Source organism: Pseudomonas asgharzadehiana, from assembly GCF_019139815.1.
GTDB classification, from domain to species: Bacteria; Pseudomonadota; Gammaproteobacteria; order Pseudomonadales; family Pseudomonadaceae; genus Aquipseudomonas; species Aquipseudomonas asgharzadehiana.
In genome coordinates, this window is the sequence record NZ_CP077079.1 from 3,172,364 (window position 1) to 3,191,885 (window position 19,522).

Sequence of the window (19,522 nt, forward strand, 5' to 3'; positions counted from 1 at the left end):
TTCCTTTGTCGCTCATTGATCGGCTATGGCGCGCTAAAACAGCGTGCCGCCACATAAATGCAATGTTTGGGTAATCGCCTGGCTCTGCCCTACAAGGCTGACCGGCGTGCCGCCGGCGGCGGCTTCACGGCGGATCACCGCCAGTAATTGCAGGCCGGCGCCGTCGATTTCCGTGACCTCTGACAGGTCGACCTCCAGGCGCGGCGCAGTGCTGATCCGGGGCAGCAGCGCAGCGGCCAGTTCGGCCACGGTGTAGATCGTCAGCTCGCCCTCGATGCCCACGCGGGCGGCGCCGTCGAGTGTTTCATGGGTGATAGGCATGGGGCCTCCGGGCCGTCGGCGATCAGGGCAGGATCAACTTGGACACCGCCGCCAGCATCTGCGCCGGCTGGAACGGCTTGACCACCCAGGCTTTGGCGCCCGCGGCCTGGCCCTCGGCTTTTTTCGATTCCTGCGATTCGGTGGTCAGCATGATGATCGGCGTGAACTTGTAGCTGGCCAGCTTCTTGACCTCCTTGACGAAGGTGATGCCGTCCATGTTGGGCATGTTCACGTCGCTGATGATCAAGTGCACCTTCTGCCCGTTGAGCTTGCCCAGCGCGTCCTTGCCATCGCACGCCTCGATCACCTCATAGCCGGCGCTCTTCAAGGCAATGCCGACCACTTGGCGCACGCTGCTGGAGTCGTCCACCACTAATACATTCTTTGCCATGCTGTGCTCCTAGAAAAAGGTGATGTCTTGTGAAGTCTGTTGCGCAGCGGCGTCGCCATGGTGTGTGCGCCGCTGCTCGTCGGTGGCGTAAGTGGCCTCCATGCGCGCCAGCCATTGCCGCGCATCCACGTTGACCGGCTGGTCCGGCGACTGGCTGGCCTGCAGCAGGTGTTCATGCAGGGCATGCATGTTGTCGCGCACGTGACTGAGGATCTGGCTGACCCGGTCCTGGAATTGCAGGTTGACCAGCACGTCGGTCATCTCGTCGCGAATCCCGTAGCTTTCCTGCTTGAGCAGATCGGCGGAGTCGGCCAGGCGACCGGTGATGTTCTGAAAGCGTTCGAGCACCTGCTGGATACTCTGCTCGGACGCCGCGACCGAGTGGCTGTCCTGGTCGGCGCTGCTGGAGGCCGCTTGCACCAGTTGGGTGATGGCGTTATTGATGATGTCGACCTTGGCCGACATCTGCTGGCCGGTCTCGCTGGACTTGCTCGACAGGCTGCGTACCGCATCGGCCACTACCGCAAAACCACGACCGGCTTCACCGGCGCGTGCCGCTTCGATCGCCGCGTTGAGGGCCAGCAGGTTGGTTTGTGCCGCAATGGCCGCCACGTCGGCGGCCATGCTGCGCAACTCACCGGTATAGGCAGTGAGGCTGCGCACTTGGGACAGGGTCTGGTCACGGCTCGATTGCGCGGCCTTGAGGGAGTCGATCACTTGGCTCAATTCGCTGTCGCTGCGCGCCAACACCTTGAGGGCTCCGTCGGCGGCCTGCCCGTCGAGCTCGCCGGCGGCTTGCTGCGAGGCCTGCACGGTGTCTTGCAACCGCGTGGAAATACCGGTGAAACGATTCGCCAGGCTGACAATGGCGTCTTCAGTCTGCTGGCGCGAGCTTTCCACGTGTTTGGCCCAGATCGGCATGGCGCCCAGCAAGACTTCGTCGAGTTGTGCCCGTGCATCCGCGCTCTGTTGCCCGGCCTGCGCCGCGCAAGGGGCGGCCAGCGCAAGGGCGCGCTGCACGGCTTGGCGCTGCGCCCGGGCGCTCCAGGCGCACGCGCCCAGGCCAACCAACGCCAGCCCCACGCAGGCCGCCAGGTTGGCCGGGGAGGCGGACTGCACGAGTATCCAGGCGGCGCCGGGGATGACCGGGATGAAAGCGAACCAAAGAAAACGCGGATGACCAGGAAGGGCAGTACGGCTGGATTGACTCTGGGTCATGAGTTCGGTCCCTGAACAGTGTTGCGGATATAAACAACATAGGAGTTATCCGCCCCAACCGCCGTAACTTTAGACCTCCCTGTATGCCTTCCGTCTGGTTTATGACCGCTACGTTACGTTCACTCCGTTGTTTCAACCCGTGCCGGCGTGCGAATAAACGTGCGAAACACGTGGTCCCACAGCGGTGAAGAGACCCCGAAGTTTTTTTCGATGCCTTGGCGGTGATGCAGGTCGTGGTTGGCAACCAGCCCCGGAATATAGCGATACGCCCAATGCTCGGGGCGGTGCATCACGTAATGCACCGAGATGTAATAGAAGTAGCCGGTCACCGCGCCGATGAACGCCGAGGTCAGGCCGGTGTACCAGGCAAACAACAGCAGCGCGGCAAAGGTGGAGCTGGTTTTCCAGCTCGACACCCCGATATAGGCCAGTACATCAATGTGATGGGTCCAGTGCTCGCGGCGATACAGCGAATGGAACAGAAAACGGTGCGCGCAATACTCCACCAGCGTCCAGGCCAACAGGCCGGCGAGCAATTGCCACGGGGCAAGCGGCGCCAGCCAGAGCGCAAAGCCGATGAACAAGGGGATGGTGAAAAAATCCAGGTAATACGCGACTGACGACATCAGCCATTTGTTCGAAGCCGCCATGTGCGGGTCGTCCTTGAGGTGCGATCGATGGGGGAACTAGACCGGAGCGTCCCCGGCGGCGTGGAGATTGCCCGTTGATTCACGCCGTTGCAACAACTCGATCTGCTGCGCGGGTATCAGCTTGCGCAGGGTTTTGTACAGCGCGCGGGTTTCCAGCAGGTTCCATACCCGCAACATGGTTTCCAGCGCGTCCAGTGGTTTGCTGATGAAGTCGCGTGCGCCCAGGGCCAGGGCGCGCAGGCGGGTGTCGCGGGTGGCGTCGGCGGTGAGCACCAGGATCGGCAGGTATTCGCCCTGGGGGATGCGTCGGTTGAGTTGTTCGAGCACGGCAAAGCCATCGAATTCGGGCATGTGCAGGTCGAGGATCACCAGGTCCGGCTCGAAGCTGTTGAACAGTTCCAGGGTGCGCAGCGGCTGGGTACTGCTCAGTACATGGGTCAACCCTTCACGGGCGAGCAGTTGCTCCACCAGTTCAAGGTTCGGGCGTTGGTCGTCGATGATCAGAATGCGCAGGTCGGTGTTCACGCGGGCTCCGGAAAATACTGGTCGAGGTGGGCGAGAAACGCCGGGATGTTGATGGGCTTGCTCAGCACCGCCGTTGCGCCGGCGTCCTGCAAGGCCCGGCGGGTAGGGTCGCTGGCATCGGCGGTGATCATCAGTACCGGGATGTCGCGGGTGAGCGCCGAGCCGCGCAAGCGCTGCAGCACTTTCAAACCGTCGATGTCCGGCAGCGAAACATCCAGCAGAATCAGCTGCGGCCGATGCTGTGCGGCCAGGTCCAGGCCCAGTTGGCCTTGCATGCTCGACAGCAGCTTTATCCCCGGCCGGCGTTGCAGCAGGGTTTCGATCAGCGCCAGGCTGGAGAGGTTGTCTTCGATGCACAACACGTTGCCCTGCACCCGGCAAGCGGCGGGGGCAGGGCGCTTCCATTCGCTGTCGATCACCGTGGGCACCCTGAGCGGTGAGCCCGGCAGGCGCGCGAACGGCAGCTCCAGGGTAAAGCGTGAGCCGATACCGACCTGGCTTTGCACGGTCAGCCGGCCGTCCATTTGCTCCAGCAGGCTTTTGCTCAGCGCCAGGCCCAGGCCGCTGCCTTCCACATTCGGGTCGGCACCCAGGCGCTCGAACGGGGTGAACAACTGCCCCAGGTGACCCGCCGCAATGCCTGTGCCGGTATCGCACACCGCTACACCGATACGCGGCCCGTCGACCGTGACCTCGATGCTCACCTGGCCTTCGCGGCGGTTGTATTTGATCGCATTGGACAGCAGGTTCAGCAGCACCTGGGTGAGGCGTTGGCGGTCGGCAACGATGCCGATATCGGCCGCCAGCGGGGGCAGGGGCTGCAATTGGATAGCCGCGTCGGTCGCCATGGGGGACACCAGCGTCAACGCCTCTTGCAACACCTGCGTCAACGGGATCGGGGCAATGTTCAACGCCAGGCCTCCCGCTTCGATCTTGGCAATGTCCAGCACCTCGTTGATCAGCGTCAGCAGGTGCTGGCCGGCGCGCAGGATATGCCCGACCTGGGCCTTTTGTGTCTTGGCCGCGTCCATGTCCAGCAACTGCGCAAAACCCAGGATCGAATTGAGTGGCGTGCGCAGCTCGTGGCTCATGCGCGACAGAAACTCGCTTTTGGCGCGGCTGGCGCGTTCGGCTTCCTCGCGGGCGGTGCGCAAGGCGATTTCGGCGGCGCGGCGGTCGGTGATGTCGCGGGTGATCTTGGAGAAGCCACGCAACGCGCCGGTGCCGTCGTACTGCGCGGTGATCACCACACTGGCCCAGAAGCGCGTGCCGTCCTTGCGGCAGCGCCAGCCCTCTTCGGTGTAATCGCCGTTGCCGGTGGCCTCGCGCAAGGCCATGTCCGGGTGCTGCGGGCACTCCTGGGGCAGGTAGAACACCGAGAAGTGCCGCCCGATGATTTCCTGCTCGGTGTAACCCTTGATGCGCTCGGCGCCGTTGTTCCAACTGGTGACATGGCCCGCGGTGTCGAGGGCAAAGATCCCGTAGTCCTTGACCCCGTCGATGATCAGCCGCAAGCGTTCCTCGTTGTCGCGCAAGGCGCGTTCGCGTTCGGCCAGCAGCAAGCCGGCTTCCACCAGGCGCGTGCCCAGTTGGCCGATTTCGTCGTGTTCCGGCGGTTGCGGCAACAGCGGGTGGCCCAGCGCCAGGCGTTGCGCATTGCGTTGTACGTTCTGTACCCGCGCGACAATCCCCTTGGACAGGAACAGCACCGCGACAATGGCGCCGAACAAGCCGCACACCGCCGCCAGCCAGGTCGACAGCAATAAGCGCTGACGGGTCTCGTACGCCGCCGCGCTGCGCTCGGCCAGCAAAGACGCTTCCAGGGTGAGCATGGTGCCGATGTGTTGGCGCAAGGCATCGAGGATGTGTTTGTTGCTGATCAAAATGGCGCTGATCGAGTGCGGTGTGGCGTGGCTGTCGTCGAGCATGTCTTGCAGCCCGTCGATCTTGCCGTCAATCAGCGGCTTTATCGCGTTGAGTTGCTCGCGCACCCGCTGATCGCGAACGTTGCGGTCGAGCCGCAGCAGCGCGGCGTCAATCTGCGGCCTGGCGTTGCGGTAACTGGGCAGGAAGTCCTCGCGCCGGGTCAGCAGGTAGCCGCGCACGCTGGCCGCCGCTTCGGCGAGCAGGGTGTGCACGGCCTGGATATCGCCTTGCACGCGCAGCACCCGGCGCACGTCTTCTTCGGCGCGCGCGGTCTGGCGTTCGGTGGTGTAGATCAGCACCAGGGACAGTAACAGCACCACCAACGGCAACGAAATAACCACCAGCGCCTTACCCCGCAGGGGCAGGTCGGCCCAACGGCGCTTCATGGTTGTGCCACCAGGCCCAGGGCGATACCACGCACGGCCGCCTGGGTGCGGTCGGCCGCGCCGAGCTTGCCGATCACCCGTTCCACATGGGCCTTGGCCGTGCCGGTGGTGATGCCCAGGTGTTCACCGATGGCGCGGTTGCTCATGCCGTTGGCCACCAGCCCCAGGACCTGGCGCTCCCGTGGGGTGAGGTGTTCGCTGGGCGCCACGCCGCTGGCCTGGCGTTCGGCCATGCGCCGTAACAGGCGTGCGCTGACAGCCGCGTTGAGCGCTTCGCCGCCGGCGGCCACTTGCTGCAAGGCTTGGATCACCTCGGCACGGCTGGCGTCCTTGAGCAGGTAGCCCAGCGCGCCGGCATTCATCGCCGCTTCCAGGTGGTCGGGGCTGTCGTCCATGGTGAATATCACCACTTTCACCGTCGGCAGGCGTTGTTGCAGCACGCGCGCGGCGCCCAGGCCGTTGAGCACCGGCATGCGGATATCGAGAATGACGATATCCGGCAGCAGTTGTTCGCACAGCTCCACGGCATGTTGGCCGTCACACGCCTGGCCGACCACTTCGAACTGCGGGTGGCCGGCCAGCAGCGCGACAAAACCGGTGCGCGTGACTTCATGGTCGTCCGCCAGGACCAGGCGTAACACCTTGCTCATGGTGCAACTCCGTTGAGGCCGGCCGGCACGCTGGCCTGCAGGCGGGTGCCGCCATCGATCACGCTGGCGCAGGTGAAGCGCCCGCCCAGCAGGCTGGCGCGCTCGTGCATGGTGGCCAGGCCCAGATGCCGGGCCTCATCCCGGGGGTGGTCGTGTGCGAAGCCTTTGCCGTTGTCGTCCACCTGTAAAACGGCCATCTCGTCGCGCAGCCCCAGGGCCAGTTGTACCTGGCTGGCGCGCGCATGCTTGAGGACGTTATTGATGGCTTCCTGGCCGATCCTGAACACAGCAATTTCCACCTGGCTGGGCAGCCGCTGCGCACAGTGCGAGCGCCACACCACGTTGATGCCGGCGTCACGCAGGCGGTCGGCTTCTTTGTCGAGGGCTTTGAACAGGCCGAAATCGTCCAGCACCGTGGGGCGCAGGCCCGCAATCAGTTGGCGGCCTTCGCCGACGGAGTGCTGGGCCAGGCTGAGAATCGCCTGCAAGTCCGCGGCCAAGGCGTGTGGCAGGGGCGGGCAGCGGCCGGCGAACCCTTGCAGCCGTTGATGCAAACCGGCGAGGGTTTGCGCCAGGCCGTCGTGCAGGTCGTAGGCTACGCGTTTGCGTTCGTCTTCCTGGGCGCGAAGCAAGCGGTTGACCAGGTCGGACAGCGTACGGTCGCGCGCCTTGAGGGTGGTCAACAGCCGATGGTTTTCCAGGTGAGTGGCCAGCAGCGTGGCAAGCAATTGCACGGATTCGCTGTCTTCATGCTCCGGCGCGCGCAGGCTGACGCTATTGGCCAGCACCAATACGCCAAAGGCCTGGCCGTCACTGCCGCGCAAGGGTACTTGCAGCACGCTGTGCGGCTGGTCGTGCCAGCGTGGCGCACGCAGGTCGCGGTCGGCAAGGGCGGCCAGGCTGGCCACCCGCGCGGGGCTGCCATGGCGGGCGGTGGCACTGGCGCTGCCCTCGGCATCCCATTCCTGCAGCACCCCGTGGTCCATCGCGAGGAACGCACAGGCCCTGACAAGCACCTGTTCGCGCATGGCCTCGGGGGCCAGTTGAGCCAGTTCCTGCCCGGTCTCCACCAACAGGCGCAGGCGCGCTGCGCGGCTTTGCGACTGGCGAAAATGCGCGCGCATGGCCAAGGCGCTGCCGGGATCATGAGGTGTGTCGTGCATGCTGAATGTTCCGGTCGCGAGGACGCTTATTAGACCTTGCTAGGCCCTTGGGCGCTATCTGCCAAATGGCATAGGCAAATGACTCCGGTTGGCCGATGGCGGCGGCTGGGCAGGTTGGCAAAGTGGGCTCACCGATCACCACTGGAGTTTCGTCATGCAATTCAAACCCGCCGCCATCGCCCTGATGTTTGCCTTGAGCGCACCGTTTGCCCAGGCCGCCGAGACCGCCCCGTATGTTTACCGTGAGGTGGCGCAGGCCCCGACCAACCTCAAAGACCGCGAGATCGCCGGCTTGTTCGACCGCTGGAACAGCGCCTTGCAGACCGGCAACGTTGACTCGGTGGTTGCCCTGTATGCGCCGGGCGCGGTGTTGCAGCCTACGGTGTCGAACCAGGTACGCACCACGCCAGACCAGATCAAGGATTACTTCGACCACTTCCTGGCGCTCAAGCCGGTAGGCCAGATCAATTACCGCGAGATCCGCCAGTTGGGCAGCAATGTGGCCATGGACAGCGGGGTCTATACCTTCACCCTGACCGAAGCGAACGGCAAGAAGCGTGAGGTACAGGCGCGCTATACGTTCGTTTACGAACAGGTGGGCGGGCAGTGGAAGATCCTCAACCATCATTCGTCGGCGATGCCCGAAATGCAGGTCAAGCACGCCAAGCAATAAAGGCGTGTTTATTGTGGCGAGGGGCAAGCTCCCTCGCCATAGGTGCAGGGTTCGTTCTCAACTGAACTCGGCGGCCACCTGGCCTGGGATCGCCGCGATCAGCTCACGGGTGTACGCGGTGGCTGGGCGGTTGAAGATCTGCTCCACCGACCCCTGTTCCACCACTCGGCCATTGCGCAGCACCAGTACCTCGTGGGCAAAGTTGGCGACCACCGACAGGTCATGGGAGACCAGCACATAGGCAATACCCATGTCCCGTTGCAGCGTTTCGAGCAGCTCCAGAATATGCGCCTGCACTGACACATCCAGCGCGCTGACCGGTTCGTCGAGCAGCAACAGGTCGGGTTTCAAGGCCAGGGCGCGGGCGATAGCGACGCGTTGGCACTGGCCCCCGGACAGCTCGCGCGGCAGGCGGTCGAGGAAGCTCACCGGCAGGTGCACGCGGCTGATCAACTCACGCGCGGCGTGTTCCAACGCCGCCCCCTTGAGCAGGCCGAACGACACCAGCGGCTCAACGATGCTGTCGAACACCGTAAAGCGCTGGTCGAGGGCGGCGAACGGGTTTTGTTGCACCAGTTGCAGGCGTTGGCGCAACGGGCGGAACTGGCGCCAGCTCAGGTCGGTGACGTCCTGTTGCTCGAAGCAGACGCGGCCCTGGCTGGGTTTCTCCAGGCCCAGGGCGATACGCAGCGCGGTGCTCTTGCCCGATCCGGACTCGCCGACGATGGCCAGGGTCTGGCCGGGGTACACCTGTAAGTTGAGGTCCTCCAGGGCCAGCAAGGTAGCGGCCTCGCCCTTGACCTTGGGCAACGCGAAGGTCTTGCCGACGTGGTGCAGGCTCAGGATCGGCTGGCGCCCCAGGTCAAGATTGATCAGCGGCGCACGGCGCTTGGCGAAGGCGGGCGCGGCGGCAATCAGGGCGCGGGTGTAGTCGTGAGCGGGCTGGGCGAGGATCTGGCGGGGCGGGCCTTGTTCGACCACTGCGCCGTGTTGCATCACCAGGATGCGGTCCGCGCGGTCGGTGGCCACGCCCAGGTCGTGGGTGATGATCAGCAGTGAAATCCCGCGTTCACTGACCAAGCGTTGCAGGTGGTCGAGGATTTTGCGCTGCACGGTGACGTCGAGGGCGCTGGTGGGCTCGTCGGCGATGATCAGGCGCGGGTTGCCGGCCAGGGCAATGGCGATCAGTACGCGCTGGCGCATGCCGCCGGAGAGTTCATGGGGATACTGGCGCGCGCGCAGTACCGGCTTATCGATGCCCACCTGTTGCAGCAACGCGACAACGTCCGCGTCGATGCCGGGGTAGCGCTTGCCCTTGGCCGATATCAACGCTTCGCCGATCTGCTGGCCAACGCGCAGGGTGGGGTTGAGGCTGACCATCGGGTCCTGGGGCACCAGGCCGATGGTACGGCCGCGCAGGTTGCGTTTCTGGCGCTCGCCGGCGTGGCTCAGGTCGCTGCCATCGACCCACAGCTCACCGGCGCTGATCCGCGCATTATCCGGCAGCAACCCGAGGATGGCGTTGGCCAGGGTGGTTTTGCCCGAGCCGGACTCGCCGACAATTGCCACGGTTTCGCCCTGGGCGATGCTAAATGACAGCCCGCGCACCGCCGGGTTGAGCTGGCCGCCGGCGCGGTAATCGACCGCGAGCTGGCGTACATCGACCAGAAACGCGCTCATCGCTGGGCCTCCTCGAACGTACGGGCGATATGGTTGAGGCTGAACACCACCGCGACCAGGAACAGGCCTGGCAGCAACGACACCCAGGGCGCGGTGATCAGAAAGTGCCGGCCATTGGCGATCAACGTGCCCCATTCCGCCGCCGGTGGCGCGGCGCCGAAACCGAGGAAACTGAGGCCGGCGGTGGCGAGGATCGCCGCGCCGAAGTCCAGCGTCGCCAGCACCGCCACCGGCCCCCAGGCGTTCGGCAGGATGTGCCGCAGCAACGTGCGGCTCCAGCTGGCGCCGCCCAGGCGCGCGGCTTCGACGTAGGGCAGGGTTTTCACGCGCAAGACTTCAGCGCGGGTGGTGCGCGCAAACCCCGGGATAATGCCGATCCCCACGGCAACGGCCACCGGCACCGTGCCGAAGCCGATGGCCGTGACAATCGCCAGGGCCAGCAACAGGCCGGGCAGGGCCAGCAACACATCGACAAACCGCATGATCACCGCGTCGACACGCCCGCCGGTAAACCCGGACAGAATGCCCAGGCCCAGCCCACCCACCAGCGCGATGCCCACCGCCAGCGACGCGGCCAGCACCGACAGGCTGGCGCCATGCACCACTCGGGTAAACAGGTCGCGGCCCAGCTCATCGGTGCCGAACCAGTGCGTCAGGTTCGGCGCGCTGAGCTTGTCCGCCGGCGCGGTGGCGTAGGGGTCGAAGCTGCTCAGCAGTTGCGGCGCCACGGCGGCAACCAACGAAAACAGCACCACCAGCACGGCCAGGCTGAACCCCGGCCGACGCAGCAAGGGCCGCAAGGTGGCGGCAACCCGTTGCAGGGGGCTGCGGCGGCGCCAGAGCGGCGCCGAAAGCGCCAGGTTTCGATTAAGTGTGGTCATGGTTCAGGACACCTTTGGCGTGTGTGAAATACGCGGGTCGAGCCAGGGGTAAAGCAGGTCCACCAACAGGTTCACCAGCACAAACGCAGCCGCCGACACCGCGACAATCGCCAGCACCACCGGGATGTCCTGGCGCAGCACCGCTTCCTGGGCCAGGCGGCCGATGCCGGAGCGGGCGAAAATGGTCTCCACCAGCACCGCGCCGGACACGGTATTGCCGACCTGCAAACCGATCAGCGTGAGGATCGGCAGCGCGGCGTTCTTGAACCCATGGCGGGCCTGCACCTGGCCCCGGCTCAGGCCCTTGGCGTAGGCGGTGACGATGTAGGCTTCTTTCCACACCCCCTGGAAGCTGCGTTGCAGCACCTGGGCGTACACCGCCGCGCTCGGAATCGCCAGGGTGACCGCCGGCAGTACCAGGCTTTCAACGCCCCGGCTGCCGGTGGCGGGAAACCACCCCAGGCCAAACGCAAACACTTGGATCAACAGCAGGCCCATCCAGAACACCGGCACCGAAAAGCCCAGGGACGGCAGGCGCGCCAGCGCTTTCTTCAGCGGTTGCCAGCGGATATACGCGGTGAGGTAAGCCAGGCCGATGCCGCCCAGCAGTGACAGCACAATGGCCAGGCCGGCCAGGGATAACGTCTGCGGCAAACGTTCGACCAACAGCTCGGCCACCGGGCGGTTAAGCGATAACGATTGGCCGAAATTCCCGCGCAGTGCCCCCAGCAGCAAGTCGACGTACTGTTCGAACACGCCTTTGTCCAGCCCGTAATAAGCCCGCGCCTTGGCCAGGTCTTCCACCGACAGACCATCGGCCTCCATGCCCGACGCGCTGAGCATGATCGACAGCGTGTCACCCGGCAGCAGATACAGAATGAAGTAAGTGATGCTATACGCGCCCCAGAGCACCAGTAGCGCCTGGCCGACACGGCCGATCAGGTAGCGGCTCATGGCGTGCTCACGTCGATATCACCCAGTAACGCAAAGCCCTCGGCGGTCCAGCGAAAGTTCTTCACCCTGGGCGATGTCGCCGCCTGCCACACGCGCTCGTACACCGGGAACGCCGAGCCTTGTTCCACCAACAGGTCCTGCAGGTCGCCGTAAGCGGTGGCGCGTTGTTGCTGTTGGGTGGCGGTGATGCCTGCATCGAACAGGCTCTTGGCTTTGTCCAGCGCGGCCGGTTCGTAAAGGTTGGTGGCCAGGGTCGAGCTGTTGGCGGTGCGCGGGTCGAGGATGGTTTGCAGGATGATCGGATCGGCGCGAGTCATGTAGGTGCTGGTCAGGTCATAGTTGCCGGCGCTGTTGTTGGCGACCCATTCGGCACGGGTGACCACGTTGAGCTTGAGCTCGATGCCGACTTTGCGCAGTTGGTCCTGGATCAACACATCGCCGGCGGTCTCGGCCGGTGTGATGTTGTAGCTCAGGCTCAGGCGCTTGCCGTTCTTGCTGCGATAACCGTCCGCGCCCTTGGCCCAGCCCGCCTGGTCCAACAGGTGCGCGGCAGCGGCCGGGTCATACGCCAACTTGCTGCCTTGGCTCTTGAAGTAAGGCGTGGTCACGTCATAGATGCCGTCCACCACCGGGAAGTCGGCGTTGTACACGGTGCTGGCATAGCTCTTGCGATCGATGGCTTTTTGCAGGGCCTGGCGTACCTGTTGGTCGGCCAGTACCCGCTCGCCACGGGTGTTGGGGTACAGGTTCAGCGCCGGGCCCGGCAACGAGCGGCTCTGGAGGGTGGCGCCCTTGGCCTGGAACAGCTTCAGGTCCACCTCGGAGAACGGGTTGCGCGGCCACAGGATGTCGGCTTTGCCTTGCAGGAACAGGCCGTTGCGCACGCTCTCTTCGGGGATATAGCTGACGTCGACGGCATCCAGGTGCGCTTCGCCCTGGTTTTGCATGTTGGCCGAGGCCCAGGCGTAGCCCTTGCGTTTGGTCAGGTGCGCGCCGACTTCCGGCGTGTAGCTGGCCAGCACGAACGGCCCGGTGCCGATGATCTTGCCGAGCGAGCGCTCCTTGGCGCTGAGCGCGTAGGAGGCTGGCGCCAGGATCGCCAGGTTGGTGGTGGACGTCGCTTGCAGGAAACCGGCGTTGGGCTTGGCCAGCACCAGCTTGACGGTCAGGTCGTCCACCACTTCGGCGTGGTCGAACCCGGCCAGGTAAGTGGCGCCGAAAGTGGCCGGCAACTCGCGGGCCAAGGCCTTGTTACTGTCGAACGCGGTTTTCACCGCCTGGGCATTGAAGCGCTCGCCATTGCTGAAGGTCACATGGTCGCGCAGGTGGAAGGTGAAGGTGAGCGCGTCGTCGCTGACTTCCCAGCGTGTGGCCAGCCACGGGATGATCTTGCCGGTCTGTGGGTCCTGGTCGGTGAGGGATTCGGCCACATTGCGCAGCAGCACACGGTGTTCGAGCCAATACACCTGGAACGGGTCGACACTGACCAAGGTGGTGTTGTCGCCAAAAAAGGCGATGTTCAGGGTTTTGCCCGCCGGGGTGTCGCTGCCCGGTGAACAGGCGACCAGGCTCAAGGCCAGGGCGCCGGCGGCCAGCAGACGGCTTGGCAGATGCGATTTATTCAATGGAGTGCCCTCGTGTTCGGTTTGGCTTAAAAGTCGTAGGCCAGCTTGGTGTACCAGTAGCCACCGCCCGGGTAGAACGGCGGGTTGCCGTACGCCGCCAGGCCGAGGTTGCTGTACACCGCGTGTTGGTCGGGGCGTACGTCGAAGATGTGGGTGCCGTCGACGCTGACAGTCAGGTGATCGGGGGCGGTAAGGTCTGGCATGAGGGGAGGGGTCCATGTCTGCTGGGGGTGTGTACGTCCTCCGCCGGGCATGGGGTCGGTCTGTGAAGCGAAGATAAGCCTATAAAAAACCGGAGTGAAAGTCTTTTTAGGAATAAGCTAATTATCAGATATTGTTATCTTGCGTAATCATAAAATGATTTGTTTTTATGTTGAGGTCCTTGCATGCCGCTTCCGATGTGGCCTTCACGTGTTGACAGGACGGCGTTCGGGGCGTGGTGCAGTGGGCAGAGCATTGGTCTTCCCGCATCCGCGCGAGGGCATGTGCGGCGGCCTGCTGTTTCCAAGGGGCAGCGGCTCGTGCGGAGGGGCATAAAGAAGGGGACGTCATATTGAAGTGGATGCAACTTAAATTGCACTTCCCAGCGGTGGGTATTTATCAGCGCGGGCAAATATCTACAGCGATGAAGTTGTGTCAGGAGAAGAAGGCTTAATAGGTACAGTTAGGCATGGGCAGGCAGGGTTAGTTGTCCACGGCAACCTAGAGCGTGCGGGTCAAATGACTAACTTCTTTGCCCAGTAAGAAAGGGGCAGCCAAGGCCGCCCCCTTTTCGCTCACTTACGATTTGCGGCCGCCACCATGGCTGTGTTGGCCGCCTTTGCGCCCGGCCTCGGAGGCTTTTTCCCGATCGTTGGCAAAGTTGCCACCCGATGCTTGACCGCCTTTTTTACCGGCCTCGGACGCTTTTTCGCGATCGTTGGCGAAGTTGCCTGGGTTCTTATTACTAGTCGTCATGGTCTTTCTCCAATTGAATAGCAGGTAGCGGGTTGTCGCTTCGCTAGTTGCCCGTGAATGTCACAGGTACTTATTCCGATAACGCCGCTTGCGAAAACGTTTTGTGAATGTATAAAAACGGCGATGAACGGTCGGTCGTGTGAAAGAACTTATACAAGGTGCATAAAATACCGCCGCTTCGTCTAACTTTTATCAAGGCCTGGGAGAGTGCATGGATAGCGTTCGTGCCGCTTCGCTGAGTGGATACGTTTATCTGTGAACAGCGAAAAAGAGTGAACTCCGGCCATCCTGGTTAAACCAAACCTGTATCAACGGGAGGTGCATCATGCCATTCACTTATTTCTGGATTTTCCTGGCCGTCATCCTGCTGTTGCTCGACCTGTGGGTCATCAACAGCGTCTGGCGAAGCGACAATTCAACCGGCAACAAGGCGGGCTGGACGGCTATGGTCGTGCTGCTGCCGTTTTTAGGGCTGGCGATCTGGAGTATCGCGGGGCCGCGCGGTGTGACCAAAGGCCCATCTTCGCCCGAACATAGCAAAGGCTGAGCCGAAGGTGCCCTATGAAGCCCCCTGCGCATAACGACTTGCACAGCCGGAGCTATCCGGTGAATGAAGACATGACCCTGCAGCGCAAGGTCTGGCGCTTCGAGCGGTGGGGTTGGTATGGGTTGGTGGTGTTGATGGCGCTGACCTTGGCCGGGCTGTTCTCCAAGGGGCCGCTCAGCACCGCCGACGTGCGCAGCGCCGATGGGCAACTGCGCGTCGAGCATCAACGGTTTCTGCGCAACGGGTCTTCCGATGTGCTGGTCATCCATCTGCGGGGCAAGGCGCGCGAGCCCCTGGAGGTAGCCCTCAGTGGCGAGTTGTTGCGTGGCTTCAATGTTGAAATGCTGCAGCCGCAACCCCTCAAGGCCAGCACCGCCGGCGAAGGCGTGAAACTGTGGCTGCTCACCGATGATGACGGGCATGCGGTGTTGTACCTGACGTTGCGCAGCGACGGCGTGGGTAGCTTCGACACCCAGGTGGCGCTCGCCAACGGCGCGTCCGTGCGTTTTTCACAATTCATCTATCCGTAGGGGGCGCCATGGACTCGGTATTGCGCGCAGCCGCGATTTACCTGGTGTTGATGATTCTGTTCAAGATCGCCGGCAGGCGCTCCCTGGCGGAACTCACCACCTTCGACCTGGTGCTATTGATGGTGATCAGCGAGGCGACTCAGCAGGCGTTGCTGGGCGAAGATTTTTCGTTGACCAACGCCGTGCTGGTGATTGTCACGTTGATCGCCATCGATATCGGTTTGTCCTTGGTCAAACAGCGTTCGCGCTGGTTTTCCAGGGTGTTGGATGGCGGGCCGACGATTGTGGTCGAAGACGGCAAGGTGCTCGCTGAACGTCTCAAGCACGCGCGCCTGGATGAGAGCGATATTCTCGAAGCGGCCCGCTCCGCCCAAGGCATTCTGGCGATTGATCAGATCAAATTCGCGATCCTTGAGCGCAACGGCAAAATTTCGATTATCCCCTTTGAATAAGCCCCACCTACCGCTGTGAGCGGCAGAGTTTTTCGATCAGGCTGATCAACGAGTCATGGGCCACGGGTTTGCTGACATGGGTGTTGAAGCCCGATTCGGCGTGCTTTTTCTGGTCCGTGCTGGCACCGTAACCGGTCAGGGCAATGGCGGGAACCTTGTGCAGATGGTCGATCGTGCGCAGTTTGCGCATCAGCTCATGACCGTTCATTTTCGGCATGCCGATGTCGGAAATAATCACGTCGTATTGAGCCTCGCGGGCGTTTTCAAGGGCGTTCTGCGGATCACTGAACGCACTGACCTCGGCGCCTTCCATTTCCAGCAATAAATTCAGTACTTCAAGCACCTCCGCCGAATCGTCCACCAACAGCACCTTGACGCCATTCAAACGCTCGTCCTCGGCCTGAGTGTCGCTGGCGTCCGGCAGGTGGTGTTGTTGCGGGCTCAGTGGCAACAGAATGGAGAAGGTGCAACCAAAGCCCAGGCCTTTGGAGTGAACACTCACCGTGCCATCGTGCGCTTCGACCAATTGGCGTACCAGCGACAAGCCGATCCCCAGGCCCTCGCGCTGATGGGTCTGGTGCTGGTTTTCGGCTTGCCCGAACAGGTCGAAGATTTTTTCCAGGCTGTCGTCGGCGAGCCCGGCGCCGCTGTCGATCACGTCCAACTGGGCGTGCCCGTCCTTGCGGCTGACCACCAACTGCACCTGGCCATTCTCCGGCGTGAACTTAAGCGCATTGTTGATCAGGTTCCAGATCACTTGCTCGATGCGCGTCGGGTCTGCGTCGACGATCAGCGCTCCACCTTCGGATGGCGTTTGCAGGGTCACCTGGCGACGATGCCCGTCTGCGAGCACCACGCTATGGATATCCTGGAGTGTGCGAATCAGGTCGACCGGTTGTTTTTTCAGCTTGAGCTTACCGGTACGCACCCGAGCGACGTCCAACAGGTCGTCGATGATCCGCGCCTGGTTGGACACGGCCTCGCAGATGGTATCCACCGCCCTGATCGCAGGGCCCGCCGACTTGGTGGCGGGCAGGCGCCGCAGCAATTCGGCGTTCAGCTGGATCAGGTTCAATGGGTGCTTGAGTTCGTGCGACATCACCGCGAAGAACTCATCCTTGAGATGGCTGTTGGTCTGGGTTTCCATCAACCGCTGACTCTGTTCGTCCTGGGTGCGTTTATGCCCGGTGAGGTCACGGGCAATCTTCACGTAGCCCTGCAAGCTTGCGCTCTTGAGCAGGGTGACTTCGCCGCTGCAATAGAACCGGCTGCCGTCCTTGCGCACATGCCAGCGTTCATCTTCGCCACGCCCATGTTCGCGGGCCGCGCGCAGTTCGCTCTCCGGCACGCCGGCGGAGCGGTCCTCGGGCGAAAAAATCAGGTCGTAATAAGCGCCCAGCACTTCGTTCTTGGTGTAGCCGAAGATCAGTTCGGCGCCGGTGTTCCAGTCGGTAATGGCGCCGTGGTCATTGAGGATGATGATGGCGAAATCATGGGTGCTTTCGGCCACCAGGCGCATGCGTTCTTCGCCCAGGCGCAGTTCCTCTTCGGCCTGGCGCCGCTTGGTGATATCGATAAAGGTCAGCACGGTGCCGTCGATGTGGTCTTCGCTGGAGCGGTAGGGCAGCAACCGCGCGATGTACCAGCGCGCATCCTTACTGCTGATCTCGCGTTCGATCATGCTCAGCGACTCAAACACGTTCGTCGCGTCATCGCTCATTTGCGGGTAGTCGAGGCGGCGCGTGATGTCCATCAGCGAGCGCCCGGTGTCCACCGGCAGCATGCTGAAAATATCGGTGGCACGCGGGGTGAACCAGCGGATGCGCATGTTGCGGTCGACGAACACGGTGGCGATGTCGGTGGAGGCGATCAGGTTGGTCAGGTAGTCGTTGACCTTGTCCGTCTCTTCAACCTTGGTCTTGAGCTCGTAATTGACCGTCAACAGTTCCTCATTGATCGATTGCAGCTCTTCCTTGCTGGTTTCCAGTTCCTCGGTGGCCGAGCGCAACTCTTCGTTGATCGCCTGCATTTCCTCGTTGGAGGCCTTGAGTTCCTCGCTGGAGACTTCCGCCTGCTCAATGGTGTCCTGCAGGTGCAGCTTGGTGCGTTGCAGCTCGCGCTCCAGGTTGCTCATGATCTGGTTTTCCGCATGGCTGACGGTGTCGGCCTCGGACTGTTGCGGGTCGATTTCGGCTTCCTGGAACATCACCAGCACATAGTCGTTTTCGGTGGCCTCGTCGCGGTAGGGGCGGGCGCTGATGTCCACCAGGTAAGTGCCCTGTTCGCGTTGGATGCGAACCTTGCGCGAAGTCACGCAGGTGTTCGATTGCTGGACCTGGAACAGGGTGGTGCGGATATCCAGGCGCAGGTCGGGGTGGACCAGCGCCAGCAGGTTGTGGGTGATTTCCCCGGCGACATAACGCAGGAAGCGTCCCGCGCCTTCGCTCATGTGCAGGATATCGGCGTGGATATCGACAATCACGCTGGGCGGTGCGGCCTTGGCCAGGGCGCGCAGGTGGATATCGGCGAACGAAACCTTGTTGGGCGCCGGCGCCGCGGCGGCAACGGCGGTGGTGTTCGGGCGCAGGTAACCGCCACGCGGCATGGTGGGCGCGCGACGCACCGCGGAGGAGCCGGCGCGCACCCGGAAGATACGGTTGCGCTTGTCCACCGGCACAAACAGGTCGAGGCAACCGTCGGCCGACTCCGATGAACCCAGGAACAGGTAGCCACCGGGGCGCAGCGCAAAGTGGAACAGTTGCAGGATGTCGCGCTGCACGTCGCGGTCCAGGTAGATCAGCAGGTTGCGGCACACGATCAGGTCTATCTGCGAGAACGGTGGGTCAGCCAGCAGACTGTGCTTGGCGAACAGCACCTTTTCGCGAATCTCCTTGCGCACGCGGTAGTGCTGGTTTTTCTCCTTGGCGAAGTACTGGCGCAAGCGTGACGGCGGCACGTCGGTGATGATCGCTTCGGGATACACACCGTTGCGGCCGTGGGTAATCGCACGCTCATCGATATCGGTGGCAAACACTTGCATCTTGGCGTTGCTGGCATCCAGCGCCAGTTGCTCGGTCACCAGCATCGCGAGGCTGTAGGCCTCCTCACCGGTGGAGCAGCCGGCCGACCAGATACGCACTTCCTCGCGGTGCGGCGCGCTGTCTTCCAGGGACTTGACCAGGTTGGGGATCACATCCCGCTCAAGGGCTTCGAAGGCCTCGCGGTCGCGGAAGAAGTTGGTCACGCCGATCAGCATATCGCCCAGCAATGCCTTGGTTTCTTCCGGGTGTGATTGCAAAAAGTTGTAATAGGTCGCCAGGTCCGGTTGCGCCGTCACTTGCAGGCGACGCTCGATACGGCGCAGCACGGTGGCGCGCTTGTAGTGCTTGAAGTCATGGCCGGTACTGGCGCGCAGTTGGATCAGGATGTCCAGCAACAACTGCTCCGCCACGGCCGCATCGCGCTCGTTGGCCGGCGGGATGGTGCGGATCTCGGGGTCATTGGCGGTGGGCAGGATGATCGCTTGGGCATTGCGCCACAGCTCCAGCAACTTCTGTGGCATCTCCACCACGGATCGCCATGGTGCTGTTGACCTGGGTGACCGGCATGCCGGTCGACTCCTGGATGATCTTGTCCGCCACGCTCTGATGGTCGGGGGACAGGTGCAGGATCACCACGAACGCCATGCCGCAGTCTTTGGGCATGTGTTCAAAAAAACTCTTCACCGCTTGCAGCCCGCCTGCCGACGCGCCAATTCCCACCACCGGGAAATCCAGATTGCTGGGGGTCAATTCCTTGCGTTGCGGAACGTTCGGAGACCGCAGGGGGGCAGACTTCATAAATACCAACCTTTTTAACTGCGCACGTGAAGAGTGTGTAGAGGGTACGAGTTCAAGCGTGGGGGAGGGCGCAACGGAAATGAAATATAGCTGAAAACCTACCTGTAACAGAACGCCTGCGACCTTTACCTCACGGTTGAGACGAAAAAACCTG

Annotated in this window: 18 protein-coding genes and 1 pseudogene; 4 read left to right on the forward strand and 15 right to left on the reverse strand. The window is 62.9% G+C overall.

The window, feature by feature from the left end; genetic code table 11:
- Window positions 1-33: 33 nt before the first annotated feature.
- From KSS96_RS14260 to KSS96_RS14295, 8 genes are all read right to left on the reverse strand, one after another.
- Window positions 34-321 carry an STAS domain-containing protein gene (locus KSS96_RS14260; protein ID WP_068931601.1) on the reverse strand — a complete coding sequence of 96 codons (288 nt, stop codon included), beginning with the start codon at window positions 319-321 and terminating at the stop codon, window positions 34-36.
- Between the two features lie 22 nt (window positions 322-343).
- Window positions 344-712 carry a response regulator gene (locus KSS96_RS14265; protein ID WP_017529026.1) on the reverse strand — a complete coding sequence of 123 codons (369 nt, stop codon included), beginning with the start codon at window positions 710-712 and terminating at the stop codon, window positions 344-346.
- A gap of 9 nt (window positions 713-721) precedes the next feature.
- A complete protein-coding gene (locus tag KSS96_RS14270; protein WP_217854970.1) occupies window positions 722-1,930 on the reverse strand; it encodes a methyl-accepting chemotaxis protein in 1,209 nt (402 codons plus the stop codon).
- A 119-nt stretch (window positions 1,931-2,049) separates the two neighbouring features.
- Window positions 2,050-2,580, reverse strand: a complete 531-nt coding sequence (locus tag KSS96_RS14275) for a sterol desaturase family protein (protein WP_017529028.1) — start codon at window positions 2,578-2,580, stop codon at window positions 2,050-2,052.
- A gap of 36 nt (window positions 2,581-2,616) precedes the next feature.
- Window positions 2,617-3,105 carry a response regulator gene (locus KSS96_RS14280; protein ID WP_017529029.1) on the reverse strand — a complete coding sequence of 163 codons (489 nt, stop codon included), beginning with the start codon at window positions 3,103-3,105 and terminating at the stop codon, window positions 2,617-2,619.
- Window positions 3,102-5,417 carry an ATP-binding protein gene (locus KSS96_RS14285; protein WP_065879139.1) on the reverse strand — a complete coding sequence of 772 codons (2,316 nt, stop codon included), beginning with the start codon at window positions 5,415-5,417 and terminating at the stop codon, window positions 3,102-3,104. The genes KSS96_RS14280 and KSS96_RS14285 overlap by 4 nt, the downstream gene beginning before the upstream one ends.
- Window positions 5,414-6,067: a response regulator gene (locus KSS96_RS14290; RefSeq protein WP_017529031.1), complete on the reverse strand. Its 654-nt coding sequence runs from the start codon at window positions 6,065-6,067 to the stop codon at window positions 5,414-5,416. The genes KSS96_RS14285 and KSS96_RS14290 overlap by 4 nt, the downstream gene beginning before the upstream one ends.
- Window positions 6,064-7,230, reverse strand: coding sequence for a sensor histidine kinase (locus tag KSS96_RS14295; protein WP_217854972.1), 1,167 nt, complete (start codon window positions 7,228-7,230; stop codon window positions 6,064-6,066). Before KSS96_RS14295 ends, KSS96_RS14290 begins: the two co-directional genes overlap by 4 nt.
- Window positions 7,231-7,384: 154 nt before the next feature.
- Here KSS96_RS14295 and KSS96_RS14300 point away from each other — a divergent pair, with 154 nt between their 5' ends.
- Window positions 7,385-7,903 carry an SgcJ/EcaC family oxidoreductase gene (locus tag KSS96_RS14300; protein WP_017529033.1) on the forward strand — a complete coding sequence of 173 codons (519 nt, stop codon included), beginning with the start codon at window positions 7,385-7,387 and terminating at the stop codon, window positions 7,901-7,903.
- Window positions 7,904-7,960: 57 nt separating this feature from the next.
- On the opposite strand, the gene KSS96_RS14305 is transcribed toward KSS96_RS14300, so the two are convergent.
- The 6 genes from KSS96_RS14305 to KSS96_RS14330 all read right to left on the reverse strand — a co-directional run bounded on the left by KSS96_RS14305 (window position 7,961) and on the right by KSS96_RS14330 (window position 14,000).
- The gene (locus KSS96_RS14305; protein ID WP_217854974.1) at window positions 7,961-9,583 is read right to left on the reverse strand and encodes a dipeptide ABC transporter ATP-binding protein; all 1,623 of its coding nucleotides are present in this window, start codon (window positions 9,581-9,583) and stop codon (window positions 7,961-7,963) included.
- Window positions 9,580-10,464 (reverse strand): ABC transporter permease, encoded by an 885-nt coding sequence (locus tag KSS96_RS14310; RefSeq protein ID WP_065879136.1) that lies wholly within the window; start codon window positions 10,462-10,464, stop codon window positions 9,580-9,582. The genes KSS96_RS14305 and KSS96_RS14310 overlap by 4 nt, the downstream gene beginning before the upstream one ends.
- Before the next feature lie 3 nt (window positions 10,465-10,467).
- Window positions 10,468-11,418, reverse strand: a complete 951-nt coding sequence (locus tag KSS96_RS14315; RefSeq protein WP_017529036.1) for an ABC transporter permease — start codon at window positions 11,416-11,418, stop codon at window positions 10,468-10,470.
- A complete protein-coding gene (locus tag KSS96_RS14320) occupies window positions 11,415-13,043 on the reverse strand; it encodes an ABC transporter substrate-binding protein (RefSeq protein ID WP_175404217.1) in 1,629 nt (542 codons plus the stop codon). The genes KSS96_RS14315 and KSS96_RS14320 overlap by 4 nt, the downstream gene beginning before the upstream one ends.
- Before the next feature lie 26 nt (window positions 13,044-13,069).
- A complete protein-coding gene (locus KSS96_RS14325; protein WP_017529038.1) occupies window positions 13,070-13,246 on the reverse strand; it encodes a hypothetical protein in 177 nt (58 codons plus the stop codon).
- Window positions 13,247-13,823: 577 nt separating this feature from the next.
- A complete protein-coding gene (locus KSS96_RS14330) occupies window positions 13,824-14,000 on the reverse strand; it encodes a con-10 family general stress protein (protein ID WP_017529039.1) in 177 nt (58 codons plus the stop codon).
- 325 nt (window positions 14,001-14,325) lie between these two features.
- On the opposite strand from KSS96_RS14330, the gene KSS96_RS14335 reads away from it, so the two are divergent.
- Genes KSS96_RS14335 through KSS96_RS14345 form a run of 3 tightly spaced genes read left to right on the forward strand, consistent with a single transcriptional unit; the run spans window position 14,326 to window position 15,529 of the window.
- The gene (locus KSS96_RS14335; protein WP_065879135.1) at window positions 14,326-14,547 is read left to right on the forward strand and encodes a hypothetical protein; all 222 of its coding nucleotides are present in this window, start codon (window positions 14,326-14,328) and stop codon (window positions 14,545-14,547) included.
- Between the two features lie 14 nt (window positions 14,548-14,561).
- Entirely contained in the window at window positions 14,562-15,077 is a 516-nt protein-coding gene (locus KSS96_RS14340) for a hypothetical protein (protein WP_065879134.1), read from the forward strand.
- 8 nt (window positions 15,078-15,085) lie between these two features.
- A complete protein-coding gene (locus KSS96_RS14345; protein ID WP_017529042.1) occupies window positions 15,086-15,529 on the forward strand; it encodes a DUF421 domain-containing protein in 444 nt (147 codons plus the stop codon).
- A 7-nt stretch (window positions 15,530-15,536) separates the two neighbouring features.
- Here the strand turns inward: KSS96_RS14345 and KSS96_RS14350 are convergent.
- Window positions 15,537-19,368, reverse strand: a pseudogene (locus KSS96_RS14350) (CheR family methyltransferase).
- Window positions 19,369-19,522: the final 154 nt, after the last annotated feature.

Excerpts from the sequence above, each read along its gene's own strand:
- KSS96_RS14275 (WP_017529028.1), bottom strand. The coding sequence starts at position 2,580 with ATGGCGGCTTCGAACAAATGGCTGATGTCGTCAGTCGCGTATTACCTG.
- KSS96_RS14300 (WP_017529033.1), top strand. The coding sequence starts at position 7,385 with ATGCAATTCAAACCCGCCGCCATCGCCCTGATGTTTGCCTTGAGCGCA.
- KSS96_RS14335 (WP_065879135.1), top strand. The coding sequence starts at position 14,326 with ATGCCATTCACTTATTTCTGGATTTTCCTGGCCGTCATCCTGCTGTTG.
- KSS96_RS14290 (WP_017529031.1), bottom strand. The coding sequence starts at position 6,067 with ATGAGCAAGGTGTTACGCCTGGTCCTGGCGGACGACCATGAAGTCACG.
- KSS96_RS14270 (WP_217854970.1), bottom strand. The coding sequence starts at position 1,930 with ATGACCCAGAGTCAATCCAGCCGTACTGCCCTTCCTGGTCATCCGCGT.
- KSS96_RS14310 (WP_065879136.1), bottom strand. The coding sequence starts at position 10,464 with ATGACCACACTTAATCGAAACCTGGCGCTTTCGGCGCCGCTCTGGCGC.
- KSS96_RS14325 (WP_017529038.1), bottom strand. The coding sequence starts at position 13,246 with ATGCCAGACCTTACCGCCCCCGATCACCTGACTGTCAGCGTCGACGGC.
- KSS96_RS14330 (WP_017529039.1), bottom strand. The coding sequence starts at position 14,000 with ATGACGACTAGTAATAAGAACCCAGGCAACTTCGCCAACGATCGCGAA.
- KSS96_RS14305 (WP_217854974.1), bottom strand. The coding sequence starts at position 9,583 with ATGAGCGCGTTTCTGGTCGATGTACGCCAGCTCGCGGTCGATTACCGC.
- KSS96_RS14345 (WP_017529042.1), top strand. The coding sequence starts at position 15,086 with ATGGACTCGGTATTGCGCGCAGCCGCGATTTACCTGGTGTTGATGATT.
- KSS96_RS14295 (WP_217854972.1), bottom strand. The coding sequence starts at position 7,230 with ATGCACGACACACCTCATGATCCCGGCAGCGCCTTGGCCATGCGCGCG.
- KSS96_RS14265 (WP_017529026.1), bottom strand. The coding sequence starts at position 712 with ATGGCAAAGAATGTATTAGTGGTGGACGACTCCAGCAGCGTGCGCCAA.
- KSS96_RS14340 (WP_065879134.1), top strand. The coding sequence starts at position 14,562 with ATGAAGCCCCCTGCGCATAACGACTTGCACAGCCGGAGCTATCCGGTG.
- KSS96_RS14285 (WP_065879139.1), bottom strand. The coding sequence starts at position 5,417 with ATGAAGCGCCGTTGGGCCGACCTGCCCCTGCGGGGTAAGGCGCTGGTG.
- KSS96_RS14315 (WP_017529036.1), bottom strand. The coding sequence starts at position 11,418 with ATGAGCCGCTACCTGATCGGCCGTGTCGGCCAGGCGCTACTGGTGCTC.
- KSS96_RS14260 (WP_068931601.1), bottom strand. The coding sequence starts at position 321 with ATGCCTATCACCCATGAAACACTCGACGGCGCCGCCCGCGTGGGCATC.